At 56.1% G+C, this 18,687-nt stretch carries 13 protein-coding genes and 1 pseudogene; 6 read left to right on the top strand and 8 right to left on the bottom strand.

Annotated features, from left to right (window positions below):
- Positions 1 to 48: 48 nt before the first annotated feature.
- The 4 genes and pseudogenes from PVA19_RS03805 to PVA19_RS03790 form a co-directional block, all read right to left on the bottom strand.
- Positions 49 to 1,632 (bottom strand): annotated as a pseudogene (locus tag PVA19_RS03805) (ABC-F family ATP-binding cassette domain-containing protein); the annotation flags it as partial.
- 222 nt (positions 1,633 to 1,854) lie between these two features.
- A complete protein-coding gene (locus PVA19_RS03800) occupies positions 1,855 to 2,154 on the bottom strand; it encodes a hypothetical protein (RefSeq protein WP_274101234.1) in 300 nt (99 codons plus the stop codon).
- A 217-nt stretch (positions 2,155 to 2,371) separates the two neighbouring features.
- Complete coding sequence (locus PVA19_RS03795; RefSeq protein ID WP_112519706.1) at positions 2,372 to 3,070, bottom strand: anti-sigma factor; 699 nt, start codon at positions 3,068 to 3,070, stop codon at positions 2,372 to 2,374.
- A complete protein-coding gene (locus tag PVA19_RS03790) occupies positions 3,067 to 3,612 on the bottom strand; it encodes a sigma-70 family RNA polymerase sigma factor (protein ID WP_062424375.1) in 546 nt (181 codons plus the stop codon). The genes PVA19_RS03795 and PVA19_RS03790 overlap by 4 nt, the downstream gene beginning before the upstream one ends.
- Before the next feature lie 202 nt (positions 3,613 to 3,814).
- Here PVA19_RS03790 and PVA19_RS03785 point away from each other — a divergent pair, with 202 nt between their 5' ends.
- Together PVA19_RS03785 and PVA19_RS03780 are read left to right on the top strand one after the other, a co-directional pair.
- Positions 3,815 to 4,603: a DUF4394 domain-containing protein gene (locus PVA19_RS03785; protein ID WP_274101233.1), complete on the top strand. Its 789-nt coding sequence runs from the start codon at positions 3,815 to 3,817 to the stop codon at positions 4,601 to 4,603.
- 172 nt (positions 4,604 to 4,775) lie between these two features.
- A complete protein-coding gene (locus tag PVA19_RS03780) occupies positions 4,776 to 5,801 on the top strand; it encodes a hydroxyacid dehydrogenase (protein ID WP_274101232.1) in 1,026 nt (341 codons plus the stop codon).
- A 72-nt stretch (positions 5,802 to 5,873) separates the two neighbouring features.
- Here the strand turns inward: PVA19_RS03780 and PVA19_RS03775 are convergent, their stop codons facing one another.
- Positions 5,874 to 9,062 (bottom strand): DEAD/DEAH box helicase, encoded by a 3,189-nt coding sequence (locus tag PVA19_RS03775; RefSeq protein WP_274101230.1) that lies wholly within the window; start codon positions 9,060 to 9,062, stop codon positions 5,874 to 5,876.
- 291 nt (positions 9,063 to 9,353) lie between these two features.
- Positions 9,354 to 11,390, bottom strand: a complete 2,037-nt coding sequence (locus tag PVA19_RS03770; protein WP_274101228.1) for an NADH:flavin oxidoreductase — start codon at positions 11,388 to 11,390, stop codon at positions 9,354 to 9,356.
- 141 nt (positions 11,391 to 11,531) lie between these two features.
- On the opposite strand from PVA19_RS03770, the gene PVA19_RS03765 reads away from it, so the two are divergent.
- The gene (locus PVA19_RS03765) at positions 11,532 to 12,170 is read left to right on the top strand and encodes a TetR/AcrR family transcriptional regulator (RefSeq protein WP_274101226.1); all 639 of its coding nucleotides are present in this window, start codon (positions 11,532 to 11,534) and stop codon (positions 12,168 to 12,170) included.
- Between the two features lie 138 nt (positions 12,171 to 12,308).
- Here PVA19_RS03765 and PVA19_RS03760 read toward each other — a convergent pair whose 3' ends face one another.
- Together PVA19_RS03760 and PVA19_RS03755 are read right to left on the bottom strand one after the other, a co-directional pair.
- Entirely contained in the window at positions 12,309 to 14,150 is a 1,842-nt protein-coding gene (locus tag PVA19_RS03760) for a putative bifunctional diguanylate cyclase/phosphodiesterase (protein WP_112519711.1), read from the bottom strand.
- 56 nt (positions 14,151 to 14,206) lie between these two features.
- The gene (locus PVA19_RS03755) at positions 14,207 to 14,701 is read right to left on the bottom strand and encodes an oxidoreductase (protein ID WP_162692977.1); all 495 of its coding nucleotides are present in this window, start codon (positions 14,699 to 14,701) and stop codon (positions 14,207 to 14,209) included.
- Between the two features lie 803 nt (positions 14,702 to 15,504).
- Between PVA19_RS03755 and proV the strand changes: the two genes are divergently transcribed.
- The 3 genes from proV to PVA19_RS03740 all read left to right on the top strand — a co-directional run bounded on the left by proV (position 15,505) and on the right by PVA19_RS03740 (position 18,630).
- Complete coding sequence (gene proV / locus PVA19_RS03750) at positions 15,505 to 16,737, top strand: glycine betaine/L-proline ABC transporter ATP-binding protein ProV (protein WP_062424387.1); 1,233 nt, start codon at positions 15,505 to 15,507, stop codon at positions 16,735 to 16,737.
- A 36-nt stretch (positions 16,738 to 16,773) separates the two neighbouring features.
- Entirely contained in the window at positions 16,774 to 17,664 is an 891-nt protein-coding gene (locus tag PVA19_RS03745; protein ID WP_274101223.1) for an ABC transporter permease, read from the top strand.
- Between the two features lie 66 nt (positions 17,665 to 17,730).
- A complete protein-coding gene (locus PVA19_RS03740) occupies positions 17,731 to 18,630 on the top strand; it encodes a glycine betaine ABC transporter substrate-binding protein (RefSeq protein ID WP_236769460.1) in 900 nt (299 codons plus the stop codon).
- Positions 18,631 to 18,687: the final 57 nt, after the last annotated feature.

Here is an 18,687-nt window from a genome sequence, read left to right as displayed (position 1 = left end):
CACAAGCTGGGGTCGCTCGGATATGAAGGCGATTGGACCTTAGTTTTTCTTCTTCTTTTTCTTTTTGCCGGACGAGACGACGATATCCCGGTACTCGTCCATATCCCCCTCGAAGGTGGTGACAGTGCCATTGTTTACAAGCCACAGGCGGTCTGCAGTCGCTTCGATGAGATGACGATCATGCGAAATCAGGATGACCGCACCATCATAGTCGTTGAGAGCCTCGATCAGAGCTCGACGACTATCGATGTCCAGATGGTTCGTGGGTTCGTCGAGGATGAGCAGATTGGGCGCATGGAATGCCGCAAGCCCCATCAGCAGACGCGCCTTTTCTCCACCGGATAGATCCTTGGCCGCGGTTGCCATCTTTTCGGTGGCAAGACCCATTTGCGCGACGCGTGCACGCACCTTGGACTCAGGCGCCTGCGGCATCAGCTTGCGCACATGATCGACTGCGGAGTCCTCAGGCACCAGGTCATCCATCTGGTGCTGAGCAAAAAAACCGACCTTCAGCGAAGGCGCTGTGCGCAGATCTCCAGTCTCCTGCGCGAGACGGCCGGAGATGAATTTGGCGAACGTCGATTTGCCGTTGCCGTTCGATCCCAGCAGCGCGATGCGGTCATCATTGTCGATGCGCAGATCGATACCCTTGAGGATTGGATTTCCCGGCTCATAGCCAACCGAACCACCATCGATGGCAATGATCGGCGAAGCAGGCTGCTTTTCCGGGGTAGGAAATGTCATGGGTTGAACGTGGTCTTCGATTACAGAAGACACGGTACCCATCCGCTCCAGCGCCTTGACGCGCGATTGTGCCTGCTTGGCCTTCGATGCCTTGGCCTTGAAGCGGTCGATGAAGCTCTGCAGGTGCTTGCGCGCTGCTTCGTTCTTGACCTTGGCCTTGTTTTGCAGCTCGTCGTTTTCGGCCTTCTGGCGTTCGAACTGGTCGTATCCACCACGGTAGAAGGTCAACTTCTTCTGGTCTAGGTGGACAATCGCATTGACGGCGTTGTTCAACAGGTCGCGGTCATGGCTAATGATGATGACTGTGTAAGGATAGCGGCGAATGTAATCCTCAAGCCAAAGCGAGCCTTCCAGATCGAGATAGTTTGTCGGCTCGTCGAGTAGTAGCAAGTCAGGTTCGGCGAACAGCACCGATGCCAGCGCCACGCGCATACGCCATCCACCGGAAAAGGATGATGCGGGGCGAAGCTGGGCCTCCTGATCGAACCCAAGGCCTGCCAAGATGCTGGATGCGCGCGCCTCGGCCGAATGCGCGTCGATATCAACGAGCCGCATCTGGATGTCAGAGATGCGTTCCGGATCGGTCGCTGTTTCCGATTCCAGCATCAGCGCAGCACGCTCCTTGTCGGCAGCCATGACAATCTCGATGAGACTATCTTCAGTGCCTGGAGCTTCCTGAGCCACCTGACCAATCCTGGCATTCTTTGGGATCGAGACCGACCCGGTTTCGGCGCCGTGATCGCCTGTGATGACTTTGAACAACGTGGACTTGCCGGCACCATTGCGGCCGACAAGGCCTGCCTTGGTGCCGCTTGGAAGCGTAACGTTGGCTTTATCAAGGAGGAGGCGTCCGGCGATACGGGTGGAAAGATCAGAAATGGAAATCATGAAGACGTCTTGGTCAAACTTGCGGGTGATAGCAAGCGCTGGACGTTCTGCGCCTTTGATTAGGGAAAATAGAATTGTTTGTGGATGCTGCGTTGCAACACGTCACGCGTGAAGAACGCGGGCTTTCACAGGCCGACAAGGCATCTACGCGGAAATCAGGCTTGGACAAGACAAGCTGGTGAGCGGCACCTGCGGCCTAGATGCATGGTGGTACACCTGCCCTTAGGAGAGGTTTCTGCCGTAGACCTGCAACGCTATTAGAAACGTCAGACAGCCAATCGCCGTCAAGATCAGTGCTTTCTTCCAGGCCTCCTTGTCTCGATATGCCAGCGCCGCAATGAACGTGCACACTGTCCAGATACCCGTCGTCAGCATTAACAGCCATGAGTAGATGAAGGGTCCGAGATCGTATCCGCCCCCGCCGATGGAAGGCCCGGCAGACAGATCAATCTGAAGCGAGATCAGTACGGAAACCGGAACGGCAAGCGCCGCGAGCCAGAGCCAGAACGACCATCTGCGCATTGTCACTCCATCTGCCTAGATCGACCGCAGCGGCTTGGCGGTTCGACGCAGCAATCTGCTTTAGAAGGAAATGTGCTGCTTTTCATGGCCTTCCCAATGATGGGGTTTCGCTCTTATGATCTTGCGCGGTACGAGGTGTTCAACCTACACCGTTGTGACGCAGGCGCACGAGGTCATACAGATGACAGTTGTTGAGCGTGCCCTCAAAGAGTGAAAGCTAGCGCGGCATGCGTGCAAATCCCTTCGCCAGGATCGGTCCCGTTGGACGCCCTGTTGGCGAACCGCCCGCTTGCTCAAGCGTCAGCTCGTAAAGCTGATCTGCGCGTGGTTTCGGAAGGGCTGGTCCTTGAAGGCGAGCCGAATGCACACCGTCAAGTAGACCAAGCGAGATAGGCCCCACATCGCGCGATGGCAGGGTCCAGACCTGGATCGTCTTGTCGCGCGGAACGGTGAAATCGGCCAGCAGCCGGACAGAGGCTTCGTCATTGCCGAAATCCTCCACGACCGCCTGGACTTCGCCGGCATCATTGACCAGCACCGCGATGACCAGCGGTTCTACCGTTCTGGTCAGGCTGTAGACGAGCCCAACGGCCAGAAGCAGTGACGCGGCGAGAGAGGTGAGCGCTGCGAACTTCCAGCGCCTTAGACTGTTGTCGTTTGCGACTGGCCGGTCAGGGGCGCGATGGTCTTGACGGGGCAGAGCAGACTCGATGCGCCGCCAGAGGTCTTCGCTGACCGATTGAGGAGCCAGGCTCGTATCGAGTGGCAGGAACCGATCCCTGCTTGCCGCGATCGCGGCCTTGAGTTCAGGATCACGTTTCATGGCATCCTCGATCTCTCTGGCTTCAACCGCGTCGAGCAATCCCAGTACATACTCGTCGGCAAGATGAGGCACGTCCTTGCGGTCATAGTTCATGCCAGGCACTCCCGCAGTGCCGACAGTCCACGCCGGATCCATGATTTGGCAGTACCGAGCGGAATTCTCAGGCGACCGGCTATTTCGCCGTGTGAGTAACCGCCGACATACGCCATCAGAATGCCTTGCCGCTTCGTGTCCTCAAGAGAGCCGAGGCATTCATAGAGTCGGGAGTTGCGGTCCAAGCGATGCCAGGCCGCCATGATCTCATCTGCCTGCTGATCGTCGCGAAGCGTCTCAACGTCTTCGACCACATGCTCTCGTCTGCCGTCACGAAGCAGATTGAGCGCTCTGTTGCGAACAATGGCATAAATCCAGCCGCGTGCCGAACCGCTATCGGAGCGGTACTGATGGGCGTGCGTCCAGATGCGGATGAAGGCGTCCTGCACCACCTCTTCTGCAAGCTCACGACGCCGAACGATACGTTGGGCCACGGCGATTAGCTTGCCTGCCTCCTGATCGAATATCTGACGCAAGGCCAGCCGGTCGCCGTTGGCGCAGCCATTGAGCGCTTTTTCTAGATCAACCGGCAAAGAGCCCATCGCTGTCAAACTCATCTCCTCGGACCGGAAAGGGAAATCCGCTGTCTTTGCCATCTATACCCGGGTCGCGGGCACTTAGATGCAGCTTTCAAAAAAATTTTCACCGGCTGCATCCAATCGCATCCCCCGTGGTGTCTGAAGATGGAGGGTTGAAAGCCATGTGGCGAAACCTTCTTCGATTTTAAACGCACGGGAGAAGAATATGCAGACCATTCGTTTTGCTTTGGCAGCCTCCATATCCGTCATCGCTACGGCGACATCCGCGCTGGCAGCGCCGGTATTGGGATTGAGCGGCGACAAGACACTCGTCATGTTCGACACGGAAAAGCCCGCGGTGTCGAAGACGATGGAGGTCACAGGCGTCGATAAGCTTGTCGGCATCGATTATCGCCCCGGCAACAAGACCGTTGTTGGCGTTACGCCCGATCATCGCATCGTCAGCATTAATCTGGAAACGGGCGCTGCAAGCGATATAGCGAAAATGGACAAGATGCTGACGATCACCGATGCTCCGGTGGTGGTCGACTTCAACCCGATGGCGGATCGTCTGCGTTTCATGAGCGGAACCACCAACCACCGGGTTCACCCTGACACGGGTGCGGTAACGGTTGACGGTACGCTCGCCTTCGAAGAGGGCGATATGCACAAGGGCGAAACGCCGAATATCGTCGCGGCCGCCTATACGAACTCGATCGGAAAGCCGGAAAAGACGGCGATGTACAATATCGACGCCACCATTGGCGCGTTGATCCAGCAAACGAAGCCGAATGATGGGACGCTGAAGGCGATCGGTAAGCTTGGCCTCAAGGATAAGCCGGCGACCTACGCCTTCGATATTCAGGGCATGGAAGGTGGCAAGAACACGGCCTACCTTGCTGCAAACAAGATGCTCTATACGGTCAATCTCGAGACCGGCAAGGCGACCGAAGTCGGCGCGATCACCGGCGTGGAGAATGAAGTGAGAGATATCGCCGTTCTGCCGACGATGTAAGGAACGAGGAGGCAGGCGGCCGACGCCGACTGCCTCCATCCATCTCGTAGACTGTGGAGCGTGACGCCGGGTACTTGCGTCTCTTGACTGTCATCATTGCCGAATTGAGCTTGCCCGGCGAGGGGGTATTCACGCTAATCTGCCGCTCACGCGATTCTCGAGGGAGGAAACGATGAGCCGCAACATCATTCTGGTCGATCCATTGCCGAGAACGCTGGACCTGATCATGGAGCCTTCCGTTCGAGCCCGTCTGGAGGCGCTCGGCGAGGTGGTCGTATCCGAAGACCGCCAGATGCCCGCCGAAGAGGTGGAGCGCTACCTTCCCGACACGGTTTTGATTTTCGGCCAGACTGACATGCCAAGAGAGCGTTTGGATCGCGCGCCGCGATTGAAGGCGATCATCAATGTTGAATCGAATTTTCTGCCCAATGTCGATTACCAGGCCTGCGTCGAGCGAGGCATATGGGTGATCACACCGGCGTCCGCTTTCGCGTCACCGGTTGCGGAAGCGTCGCTTGCCATGGCGCTGGACCTCGCACGCGGCATTACCGCAGCGGATCGTGAGTTCAGGCAGGGCACCGAGCGTTATGGACTGGAAGGGAATTCGGAGACATTCCGCTTTGCCGGAGCCCCGGTGGGCATCATCGGTTTCGGCGATCTTGGTCGTGAACTGCGTGAGCTCATTCGGCCGTTCCGAAACACGGTCCGCGTGTTCGATCCCTGGCTACCGAAGGAGATCGTCGAGCGGCTCGATTGCCTGCCATCGACGCTTGATGAGCTCCTGCGAGAAAGCCAGGTCGTCTTCGTCTTTGCCAGTGTCACAAGCGAGAACGAAGGTTTCCTCGGCAAGAAGGAATTCGCCTCGATGAAACCGGGTGCGGCTTTCCTGTTGATGAGCCGTGCCGCCGTCGTAGACTTCCCGGCGATGCTTGAGGCTGCGGCATCAGGCCATATTAGGGTGGCAACCGACGTGTTTCCGGAGGAACCAGTCAAGGCAGACGATCCGGTCAGGAGCACGCCTGGCATCCTTCTCTCTGCTCACAGGACTGGCGGTACACGCGATGCCTTCTATGCTTTGGGTTCGATGGCCGTCGCGGATGCTGAACTCATCATGAAAGGGCTTCCACCGAGGCTTTGCCGTCGTGCTGATCCTGCGACGGCCAGCATGATAAGGTCGAAGCCGGTTTCAGTTTCATAATCATGAGGTTCTCCGCGTAACCTAACCCGATATGGCTGCTCGACTCTAGGTCGGTCATAAAGCGTTTCGCTGCTACCTCGTGCTCGTGTTGGCTTTCGCCAGAATCTGTTCGAACTGTTCCAGTTGCTTTTCGCCTGTACCGCTTGAAACCTGGAAGATCAGCCTGTCATCCCGTCGCACTGCCCCTGCCTTTTTCGTGAGCTGTGCGAGCACCTTGGCAGGGGTCTTTGGTGTGAAGGTCAAGGCGAGCGCCTTCGGTCCCGCCTCGAGCTTTGAGATGCCCAATCGCGCCGCGCTTAGTTGAACGCGGCTTGTTCGCAGCAGGATGAGTACCTCCGAAGGCAATTCACCGAACCTGTCCTCAAACTCTTCTTTCAGATCATCTATCTCGAGGAGGCTGGAGGCACGGGAGAGCTTGGCATAGAGATTGAGTCTGGTGGCGGGATCGGACACATAGTTCGCCGGTATCGTCGCCGCTGTGTCGAGCTGAAGGATCGTCTGTTGCGGGAAAGGTGATGGCTTCTTGCCCAGTTCCGCGACAGCCCCAGCCAAAAGCTTCTGGTACAGTCCGACGCCGATCACCCTCATATGCCCAGCCTGATCATCACCGGCGATGTCGCCACCGCCACGCAGATCGAGATCTCGCACACTGATCGCCAAACCGGACCCCAACCGGTCACTCTCTACAAGCGTGGAAAGCCGCGACAAAGCGTCTTCGCCCAGATCTGCCCCCTCTTCCAACAAGAGGGTCGCTCTGCCCTGCGCGCCAGAACGGCCGACGCGTCCGCGCAGTTGATGAAGTTGAGCAAGCCCGAAGCGCTCTGGGTGCCATATGAACATGGTATTAGCCCGCGGCACGTCCAGCCCATTCTCGATGATGTTGGTGGCGAGCAGGACATCTCCATCGCCTCCCGCAAAACCGACAATCGTCTCGTCGATTTTTGCCGCCGGCATCCTGCCATGCGCCACCTTGACCGACAGTTCTGGAACGATGTCCTTCAGTATGGTTTCGACACCTTCGATGTCTTCAATACGAGGAACGACGACGAAGCTCTGTCCGCCTCGGCGATGCTCCCGCATCAAACCCGTTCGCATCGATGCGCGGTCGAAAGCAGCGAGTGAGGTACGCACCGGACGCCTTCGCGATGGCGGCGTGGTGAGAAGGCTAACCTCCTGAACGCCAACCATAGCCGATTGCAGTGTTCGCGGAATTGGCGTCGCCGACATCATAAGCGTGTGAAGGGAAGGCGCGAGCTTGGTCATCGCAGTCTTCTCTTTCAACCCGAAACGATGCTCCTCATCCACGATCAACAGCCCCAAGCGCGCGAAACGCACATCTTTTGCGAAGATCGCCTGCGTCGCCAGGATGACCCCGATTTTGCCCTCAGCCAGAGCCGCTTTGGTTTGCTTGCTTTCGGTTGGCTTAACCAGCCGCGACATCATCCCGACAGAGACGTCTGTCCCTTCGAAGCGTTGCTGGAAGGTTTGGAAGTGCTGACGCGCTAAAACGGTGGTGGGCGCGATGACGGCAACCTGTCCCCCAGAGAGGGCCACCGCCGCCGCGGCGCGCAGCGCGACCTCCGTCTTGCCGAAGCCGACATCTCCGCACACGAGGCGGTTCATTGCCTTTCCCGATGCGAGATCAGACAAAACATCGTTGATCGCTTTTGATTGATCGCGAGTCTCGGCAAAAGGAAAACGGCGCGTGAAGGCTGCAAATTGAGTGCGAGGAGGGATGAATGTCTGCGCCTGTGAGGATTGCCTCTGCTTGGCAATCTTCGAAAGGTGACAGGCGGTTGAAACGATGTCCTGCGCAATCTTCTGGCTCTTTTTGCTCCATGCCTCGGTGTGGAGACGATCGAGCGAAACAGCGTCAGGCTCGGAACCATAACGCCAGAGCTTGTCGAACTCTCGCATGGGAACGAGGATGGAATCTCCATCGCGATACTGCAATCGGGCTGCGTCGCGCGCGACGTTTTCGACAAGGATCGTCTCGAGATTTTTGAGGACGCCAATGCCATGATCTTCGTGCACAACCACATCACCGATCCGAAGCTCGGGCTCGGTTAGCAATTGATGAGAGTTGGTGTCGGCCATCGGTGCATCGGGTGCAGCAACGACGACGATACCCTCACTCGTATCGACAAAACCTTCCTGGAGATTGCTGGCAATCTTCATGAGACTGCCAGGCGTCGCTCTCAAGATATCATCCCATCGGGCGACCGTACCGTTGGGAGCGTCCGCTCCCTTCTCCAGTCGCCGATAAAGGGCCTCGGCGCGCTTGCCGTTACCCGCGATCAGAACCTTCTTATGCTCTTGAAGGGCGTCCTGCGCGAATCTGGTGATCGACTTTCGGTAATCGGCGTCATAGGGCTTCGTCGGCAGATCCTCACCATCGTCGATTTTTAGGGTCTCCAACCCCATACGACCGGTCTGCTCGTCCCATTCGCCGCGGTCGAGATAGAGCGACTGACGCGACGCTGCATCCGCTGCGCCGAAATCAACATGGGCCTGCTGCGCGTCGTCGATGATATCCAGATAGTGTTCGAGCCGCTGATTGATGCCCTGTCCCAGGATCAGGGTCGTATCACCGAGGAGATCAAACACGCTCGGCATGAGATCGTACTGGCGAATGAGAAAGTTCTCGATGGTACTTGTAGATGGACCGGCGTCTTGAGAAGCGTCATCACCCTTAATAAGTTCCGAAGCGGGGCCAATCGATACGTGCTCCAAAGAACTTTCCGTGCGCTGCGATAGGCGGTCGAAGCCGTGCAACTCCAGAAGGTTGTCATTCTCATCAAGGACAATCCGCATGGGCCCCGGAGCACCGGCGGGGTAGATGTCGATGACGCAGTCACGGACAGCCAATTCCCCCGGATCGTCGGCAACGCCTTCTTCTGTATATCCCGTGCGTGCGATGAAATTCATGAACGCATCGCGGTTGAACGATGTCCCTACCGCAAGTTGGAAAACGCTCTCGGAGATCGCGTCCGCTGGCGGGACGCGTTGAAGGATTGCTTCCAATGACGTTAGCATCAGGCGGCGGCTGGAACGCCCACTAATCCATAGTCGCAGCGCGTCCATTCTCCGGCCCATGCAGTGACGAGACGGGAGAACACGGTCGTATGGAAGGCAATCCCATGGAGGAAAGACAATATGGTTTATCTCTGGGAAAAGAGCAGTGATGGCCTCTGCTATCCGGTCAGCCTCTCCCTCGCTCGCCGCAACATAGCAGAGTGACGTTTCGGATTGGGCAAGCAAAGCAGCAAGCCTCGTTGCAACGAATCCTGGCGGTAGCTTTGGTGGCTGGATCGGCTCAGGGGCGTTGTTAGATGCGGCGGCTCTTTTCTTATTAGGTCTAGACGCGCTCACATCCATTCGCATTTCTTTCATAAGCAATTTCACCAGCCATCGAGAACAAAGTTCCCAACAGCTTGTTCCTTGCCAACGTCATCTTTGCAGCGCGTGAGCCCGTGCGGATGAACGATTGTGACGGCCCTTTAGCGAGCCGTCGAGGACGCGTCCATTTTCGCTTCGATTGGATTTGAACGATCAGAGATCCTTTGCAATACGCAGACCTTCGTAGATTGCGGCGTGGGTGTTACGCGCCGCTACTGCATCGCCAATCCTGAAAAGCTGAAACGTGCCATTCTCGTTTCGCGTCACGGATTGGGAATCGCCTGCAATAAGCTGATCGTGGGAGACTTCACCACCGTTGATCGATTGCGGCTTGAGCTCGAAGTAGAGTTCATCCAGCGGCCGTGTTCCGTGGTTGACCACTACCTGGTCGAAGAGCTTGCGCTTGTCGACACCACCATAATCGCTGCCGATGTGGGCCAGCAACTGGTTTCCGCTTCGCTCCACTGCCGTCAACGTATAGGTCACCGTGAACGTGGTTTCGAGCTTCTGCAATGCTCTGATATAGGGGACGAGATTCATGCCCATGACCTCCGGCGCAAAGGCGCGGTCGCGTGTCATGATCTCCACCTTCGCTCCGGACTTCGCGGCAATCTCGGCAGCTTGAAGGGCTGCGTGGTCGCCGGCATCGTCGTAGATCAGGACGTTCGTGCCGGGTTTGACGTCGCCCGAGATGATGTCCCATGAAGACACCACGAGTTCGTTGCCGGCCACCAGTACATCGGTATGGGGAAGTCCGCCCGTGGCGATGATCACCACGTCTGGCATCTCAGCCTCTACGGTCTCCACATCCGCCCAGGTGTTGAAGTGAAACTGAACGCCGAGCTTTTCGCACTGGCTCATCCGCCAGTCGATAATACTAATCATCTCCCGGCGGCGCTCGCTTTGAGCCGTCAAACGGATTTGCCCACCGGCGTTGTTGGCGGCCTCGAAGACGACAACCGAATGGCCGCGTTCGGCAGACACCCGGGCCGCCTCAAGCCCCGCGGGTCCCGCCCCAACGATGACCACTTTTCTACGTCGCGTGGCTTTGGGGATGGTGTGAGGGATGTCGACCTCTCGTCCCGTTGCGGCGTTGTGGATGCAGAAGGCCATGCCGCCCTGGTAGATGCGATCGAGACAGTAATTCGCCCCGACGCAGGGTCGTATGTCATCCTCCCGCTTTTCCATGATCTTACGGACAATGTGGGGGTCTGTCATATGGGCGCGCGTCATTCCAACCATATCGACCTTGCCGGAAGCGATGGCGTGCCGAGCCGTTGCAACATCGGGAATTTTTGCGGCGTGGAACGTCGGGAAATTGGTTGCTGACCGGATCTGACCGGCGAAATCGAGATGCGGCGAATTGGCCATCCCCTGGATCGGAATGACATCCGTCAGTCCCGGGTCTGTATCGATATGGCCGCGGATGACATTGAGGTAGTCGATAAGGCCGCTATTCTTGAGGCGTCGCGATATTTCAAGACCTTCTTCCGAGCCCGCGCCATTCGCTACCCGCTCATCTGCCGTGTAACGAATGCCGAGAATGAATTCGTTGCCAACGCGCTTTCTAATCGCGCCAAGCACGTCGAGACAGAACCGCATGCGGTTGTCGAGCGAGCCGCCATACGGGGCATCCAGCTCATTGGTTCGAGGCGAGGTGAACTGCTCGAGGAGATGGCCGTATGCCTCCAGTTCCACGCCATCCATGCCGCCTGCCTGCATCCGCTCTGCGGCGTCGGCGAAGTCCTTGATGATCCGCTCGATATCCCAGTCCTCTATCTTCTTGGGAAAAGCGCGGTGCGCGACTTCGCGATGATGGGATGGGGCGACGACCGGGAGCCAGTCGCCCTTGTCCCATCGCGTGCGACGGCCAAGATGGGTGAGTTGAACCATGATCGCCGAACCCTGCTCATGCACGGCATCGGTCATTTCCCGGATCCAGGGAACAATCTCGTCCTTATAAGCGAGCAGGTTGTTGAAAACCGGAGGGCTGTCTTTCGATACGGCTGCTGATCCGGCCGTCATCGTCAGTGCAACTCCGCCTTTCGCCCGCTCCACCGTGTATGCGCGATATCGCTCCTTTGGCATCCCGTCTTCCGGATAGGCCGGTTCGTGCGCTGTGACGATGATGCGGTTTCGGAGCGTCAGGTGCTTAAGTTGAAAAGGCTGGAGGAGGGGATCGTTCGACATCGGCTTTCTCCGCAAGAGGGTTGTCGTCAAACTAAAAAAAATGTACATAGGTGTCAATATTAAGAGCATGGCAGTACATTGGTTCGATGCATGTGTGATCAGGCAATTGTTTGAGATCCACCGGTTTGATAGGAACCGACCATGACAGAGATTTCTCACGACAGCGGTTGGCGCGGATCGCAAGAGGTGTGGCTGCAGGCTGCCTATGAAGCCTTGTTGGAAACCGGCGTCGAGTCGGTGAAAATCCTGCCGCTTGGAAAAAAGTTGAACTTGTCCCGCACGAGCTTCTACTGGTTCTTCAAGGACCGGGAAGAGCTTCTGTCGGCGCTTCTCACCCGCTGGCGGGAGAAGAACACTGGCAATTTGGTCAAGCAGTGCGAGGCTTATGCTGAGAGTATCGTTGAGGCGATGTTCAACGTCTTTGATTGTTGGATTAGCCCCGAACTGTTCGATCCACGCTTTGAATTTGCGGTTCGGAGTTGGGCCCTGCAGTCTGAGGACATTTCGACAGAGATAGAAAATGCCGACCGCGCAAGGCTCTCCGCGCTACAGAATATGTTCATGCGGTTTGGCCACGCCGAGCTGGACGCGGATGTTCGGGCCCGCACGACCTATCTCGTTCAAATCGGCTACGTTTCGATGCGCACGAAAGAGAACATTTCTTTGCGCATGAAACGCATTCCTCACTACGTCGAGGTGTATACCGGTATCGCGCCCCAGCAGCGCGATCTCGACCGCTTTTTTGCCCGCCATAGCTTCAAGGGTGCCGATCTTGGATGATTTTACGACCTTCCACGGCAACTCGATTTGAGTTTCCTGCGAAAATTGCCGACGAAATGTTGTGCCTACGGTGTCAGAAGCTAGGTCGACGCTTAAGCAGTTTTATCAGGCACCGTAGGCCCGCCTAGGATCGCCCCTCTATCCGCGCTTCTTGAAAGCGTCCGGTCCTGCCTCGAAGGTGAGCCTCGATAGGGATGCTTCGGCGGTCAACGGCTTGTCGAACAAATAGCCCTGACCCAAGTGGCATCCTGCGGAACGCACAATTTCACGATGTTCTTCGGTTTCGATGCCTTCGGCGACGATCGTCAACTTCAGCCGGTGGGCAAGATCGCATGTCCCGGCAATGATTGCGGCGGCTTCCTCGGAATGTGATGCGCCGCGCAGGAATGACTGGTCGATCTTTATTTTATCGAAGGGGAAGCGACGTAAATAGCTGAGAGAAGCGTAGCCGGTGCCAAAGTCATCAAGGGAAATTCGGCAACCCATGAGCCGGAGTTCATGAAGAACGGAGAGCGCGCGTTCGTCATTCTCGATCAACGTGCTCTCCGTGATCTCGATCTCGAGGCGCTCGGGTGAAACGCCATTTTTTGTCAGAGATGCGCGCGTATGGAGCACAAGGGATGGATTCGTCAGCTGAGCTGCGGACACGTTGACAGCAATAAAGGTGTTGGTCGGAAGAAGGGCTGCCTGCTGGCAAGCGGCTTCGATAACCCAAGATCCGATAGGGCCGATCTGGCCGCTCTCTTCAGCGATCGGAATGAACTCCACAGGGGAGATGAGACCGAGTTCAGGATGTTGCCAGCGTAACAATGCCTCGAAGCCTCGCGTCGTGTCGGTGGCAAGATCGACGATCGGCTGAAAAAGCAGAAATAGCTGTCCTGTTTCCGTAGCAGTCGCGAGATCGTTTTGCAGACATTGCCAACGTGTCAGGTGTTGGTTCATGTCCGGGTGAAAGATCATGAACTGGTTGCGTCCAGCCTTCTTTGCTTCGTAAAGTGCGATATCGGCGTGTCTGAACAGGGTTGAGCCGCGATCGGAATTAACGTCGCTTGAGCTGACACCGAGGCTGACGCTTGAGGTGACGAGCCTGCCATCGATGTCGAAAGGTGCACGGACTTCCTGCAAAATCCGCTTGCTGCATTCGACGGCCTCATTTGCTGCGTTCGAGCCAGTGTATAGAATGCCGAATTCGTCACCGCCAATTCGTGCAATGACGCTGGCGCCGATGCACGATGTGCTCAGTCGCTTAGACAATTCGACAAGCAATCGATCGCCAGAGGCGTGCCCCAGCGTGTCGTTGATCATCTTGAAGTGATCGACGTCGAGGATGATCAGTGACTGTTCGACATTCTGTTTACCCGAAATCGAAGCGTGGAAGCCAATCCGGTTTGCGATACCCGTCAAAGAGTCTATTCGTACGACGCGGTCCAACTTGGCATTTTGGCGGAAAACAAACACCAGCAGAACGGCGCCAAAGGCAACGAATGTCATCGTGACAAAACAGATCGTGGCAAAGATGATGCTGAGCTGGCTCTGGTTCTGTTGAATCTCGTCTCCGACAGTCGCATGCGAAAGCGAACCTAGTCGCAGCACGGGCGCGATGAAAGGCTGAAGTTTTGATACGCCTTCGCGCATGGCCGTCGGAGAATGCGGCTCGGAGACCAGCGGCGCAAGCGTCGATACAACGGTTTTCAGGTCTTCCAGCATCGCCTTCTGCTTGGGGTCGCTGCTAGACGAACTGGATGACAGGATCTTCAACCGGTTATTGATGATGCTGAGCCGAAACGCGACATCACCGATTTCGCCTGATGTCTGACTTTGCTGGAGAGCAAACTGGAGGCGCAGCAACTCGACCGCGGTTTGGCCTAGATCGAAGGTGCGATTATAGCGGGATGCTTCGACGATATGGCGTTGGTAACTGAAAGCCAGGAAAGAACTCGCAACAGCGATCAACGCAAGTGCCGCCGTGACAAGTGTCAACGTTATCTTGGTACGCCGGTAGCGGACTGGAAGGTCAATTGTGTCCCCGATCGCTCTCACTGGACGTTGATTTCCGCAATTTGCCACACAGCACGACTGTAATAGGTCTGATGCTGCAATTCGGGGCGGCTATCGAATGGGAAAACCAGAAACACCGGACCCTTGTCACTGACCGGCATAATCGTGCCGTTTTGGCGGGTCGCTAGGAGCGCACCGGCCTCTTGCAGCTCGGATATATCCGCTTCCACTTCGTAGTCATTCAAAGCGATGATCTGTAACTTCGTGCCGCTGAGCTGCGTAGAAGACAGGAAATCTTTCAGCGACACACCACTGAATTCCGTCACGCCATTATGCCAAGGCGTCGTGGTCGAGAAGCTGGTCTGGGGCATCTTGTCCATTGCCGGCAGATCAAGAGCGATCGAAATTGGCTGCCCAGAAGCAAGTCCCTGAATCTTCAAGATTGGTTCTGAAGAATGTGCAGTATTACCGCCAACAACACCAGCAAGCATCAGCCCGGTCAAGAAACGAATAACGTGTCGGCGAGTTGGCATGGATCATCCCCAATTTGATTGCCAAGCCTTACCTCAAGTTTCGTTGTGTTCAATCTTATTCGATTGCGGTATTATGTTATGTGTAACAATTATTTAATGCCGCTGCAGGAACCGGTCGCATTTTAAGACTTTTGGGTGCGGTGCTTAAGTTTCCGGCTCATAATTTGAATTTACGCATGTTGTATCAAGTCGAAGTAGTCAAGCAGTGCTTCTAAAGCGTCGCCAGCTCGCAGGATGGTACAGCTCTCTAGCCGAGTGGCATCCGATGCGCCTGAAAAATGTCAGGGCGATCAAGGGGCTCGTGGTCGGTGGAGCTTTGCGAGAGTCCGGCGATCATACTAAGCTCCCTGTGCGTTTTTACGTGTGGCATGTCGCAAATAGACGGATTCTGGCTGGGGATGTCTGCCCCCGAATCTCGCGATCACGTGGATTTTACGAAGTGCCTTTTTGGTACGACACGGCAGTGCATTTGCGTCTCATGCAGCGTCTGAACGCAAGTACCGACCACTTCGCGAAAAATATTTGAGGTTTTTTTATGGACATTGGAAAAAAATTGCCGTAAATTGTCCGCCTTGGTAAGCTTCACGCTCGCCACTCCGTATTTTCATTCGGGTTAGATAACGAGCATGCGAAAGCATCATCACGGATCTGAGCCCTCGTTCCAAAGCTTGCGGTAGCGGTGATGTCGCAAACAAGCTGTAATCCTGTCGATGTCCCGATCCTCTCGAACCGTGAGGTTGTCGGGGTCCCACTGCGATAAAGAAGGAGAATGCCCTTGCTCTATGCTGGGCTGAATTAAATTTATGAATTCTCAAACTGAAAATGACGCACTGGCTCCGCCGGTTACGACCAAAATCAGTCTCAATAACGTCTATAAGATATTCGGTGAGGACACCGACAAGGCGCTGGATATGGTTCGCGCCGGGAAGACGAAATCTGAAATCCACTCCTCGACTGGATGTTCGGTCGGCGTCAACAAGGCCAGCTTTGATATTCAAGCCGGCGAAATTTTCGTTATCATGGGCCTTTCAGGCTCAGGCAAGTCCACCCTCCTGCGATTGCTCAACCGGCTGATCGAGCCCACGGCGGGTTCGATCGAGATCGATGGCCAAGATATCACTAAAATGTCCCGTCGCGACCTGATCGAGGTGCGCAGGCGCGATATCAGCATGGTATTCCAATCCTTCGCGCTTCTGCCCAACCGCACAGTGATCAACAATGCCGCCTTCGGACTTGAGGTTGCCGGTATGGGAGAAGCTGAACGCAACGCAAAGGCGCTGTTGGCGCTGGAAGCTGTCGGTCTCGCCGGTTACGCAGACAGCATGCCTGATCAGCTTTCAGGAGGGATGAAACAACGCGTTGGCTTGGCTCGCGCGCTTGCCAGTGAACCCACAATCCTGCTCATGGATGAGGCATTTTCCGCTCTCGATCCATTGATCCGCATGGAAATGCAGGACGAACTTGTCCGCCTTCAGGCAGAGCACAGCCGAACCATCGTTTTTGTCAGTCACGACCTCGACGAGGCGATGCGCATCGGCGACCGAATCTGCATCATGCAAAACGGCGATGTCGTTCAGGTCGGCACGCCAGACGAAATCGTGATGAACCCGGCAAACGACTATGTGCGCTCCTTCTTTAGAAACGTTGACGTGACACACGTCTTCAAGGCCGGCGACGTCGCACGAAAAACGCAGGTTACGATCATCGATCGGCAAGGTGTAACCGCTGCCGCAGCGCTCGAGCGAATGAAAACATTCGACCGCGAATACGCAATTATCCTGGGGCGTGACAAAACCTATCACGGCGTTGTTAGCCAGACCACGCTCGTCGAAAATATGCGTTCCGGACATTCGGACCCCTATAGGGCAGCGTTTCTATCCGAGATCGAACCGATCCCAGCTGACGAGCCGTTGTCGAACGTCCTCGGACGTGTCGCTGCGAGCCCATGGCCGGTTCCAGTTGTCGACAACTCCAGGCGCTACCTCGGCTCCATCAGCAAATCGACACTGCTTGAAACGCTCGACCGCGCGAGCTGATTTCAGCATTTCCCCCAACCGGCCAACAACCGGAGTTTGACTATGAATTTCGATATAGGGGACGGCGTCGATGCCGTCGTCAATTATGTTCTGGACAATTTTTCGCCCTTCTTGGACTTCGTCGCCACTGTGATCGGGTTCGTGACAAGTACCATCCAGGAAACGCTCACTGCCATTCCCATGCCTGTGGGCATTCTCATCTTTGTCATTCTGTCGTTTTGGCGGGTCGGCGCAGCTTGTGGTGTGTTAGCTGGACTTGCGCTTTGGCTCGTTGACCACATGGGACTCTGGACAGCGATGATGGAAACGCTGTCACTTGTCATAGCTTCAACATTGATGGCTATGATCATCGGTCTTCCGCTCGGGATCGCCATGGCGCGAAAGGATTCCGTTGCTGCGCTCGTCCGACCGGTCCTCGACCTCATGCAAACCATGCCCGCATTCGTCTATCTCATTCCTGCGGCAATGTTTTTTGGCCTTGGTGCAGTACCCGGTGCTATTGCGACCGTCATATTCGCAATGCCGCCGGTGGTGCGGCTCACCAATCTTGGTATTCGCCAGGTGCATGTTGAGTTCATCGAAGCTGGAAACGCCTTTGGCTGCACTCCTGCGCAGTTGCTCTTCAAGGTTCAGTTGCCGAACGCCATGCCCTCGATCATGGCGGGCATCAACCAGACGATCATGCTGTCGCTTTCCATGGTTGTCATCGCATCCATGATTGGCGCAGGCGGCATTGGGAACACGGTTCTCACCGGTATTCAGCGTCTCGACGTGGGAACCGGTTTCGAAGGCGGTCTTGCTGTCGTCATCCTCGCGGTGATCCTCGATCGCCTTACCCAAAGCCTTGGAAAGCCTCAATCTGCCATTTGGTCGGGGCTTTTCAAGAGAAAGAGCGAGCGCAAGGAATTGTTTCCGGCAACCGCCTGAGCGCCTGCGCCGCCCAATGATGCGGATGCTGAATCCGCAAATTCAAACCTCCCAAAAGGAGAACATATGTTCAAGATACTTTCCTCGACCCGCCGGGCCGCACTCGGTGGCGCCATTGGCTTTGCTGCCGCTGTGCTTTTTGGCTCGACAGCGCCGGCGATGGCGCAAGATGCAAAAACCGTCAAGCTCGGCTTCGCCCCGTGGTCCGACGCTGAGTTCGTCACTAAACTTGCTGCCAAGCTGATCAAGGAAAAGCTCGGCCAGGATGTGGAGCTTGTCCAGACGGATGTCGCCCCGCTTTACCAGGGCGTGAGCCGTGGCGACATCGATGCAATGATGATGGCGTGGCTGCCGGCAACCCATGCGGATTACTTTGCGAAGGTAAAGGACAAGGTCGAAACGCTCGGCACAGTCTATGACGGCGCGAAGCTGGGTTGGGTGGTGCCGGCCTATGTTCCTGAAGCAGAGATTTCTTCGATCGAGGACCTGAAGAAACCCGACGTTCAGAAGAAGTTGTCCGGCACTATACAGGGCATTGATCCGGGTGCTGGTTTGACCCGCCTTTCACAGCAGGCGGTCAAGGACTATGACCTCGGCGAATACAAGCTGCAGATTTCCAGCGAAGCAGGCATGCTAACGACAGTTGACCGGGCGATGAGAAGTGAAAAGTGGTTCGTCGCCACGTCCTGGAGCCCGCACTGGATGTTTGGAAAGTACAAGCTCCGCTATCTGACAGACCCGAAAGAATCCTTGGGTCAGGCGGAGCATGTCGACATCCTCGCATCGAAGAAATTCAGGGAAGAAAACCCCAAGGCTGCCGAGTTTCTTTCACGCATGAAGGTGCCGCTCAACGACCTGGAAGCGGCAATGTTCACAGCCCAGGAGACCTCTTACGAGGCTGCGATCGAAAAATACATTAAGGATCATCCAGATCAGGTGAAGGCCTGGGTTGGAGAACAGAGTTAATGAAATCCGGCCTCCTCAGACGATAGTCGAGGAGGCCGGTTCATTGCCGGGGTAGGG

This window comes from Agrobacterium sp. CNPSo 3708, from assembly GCF_028674915.1.
Taxonomy (GTDB): domain Bacteria; phylum Pseudomonadota; class Alphaproteobacteria; order Rhizobiales; family Rhizobiaceae; genus Agrobacterium; species Agrobacterium cavarae.
The sequence above is the reverse complement of the archived record's forward strand: the minus strand, read 5'-3'. Positions and strand labels throughout refer to the sequence as shown.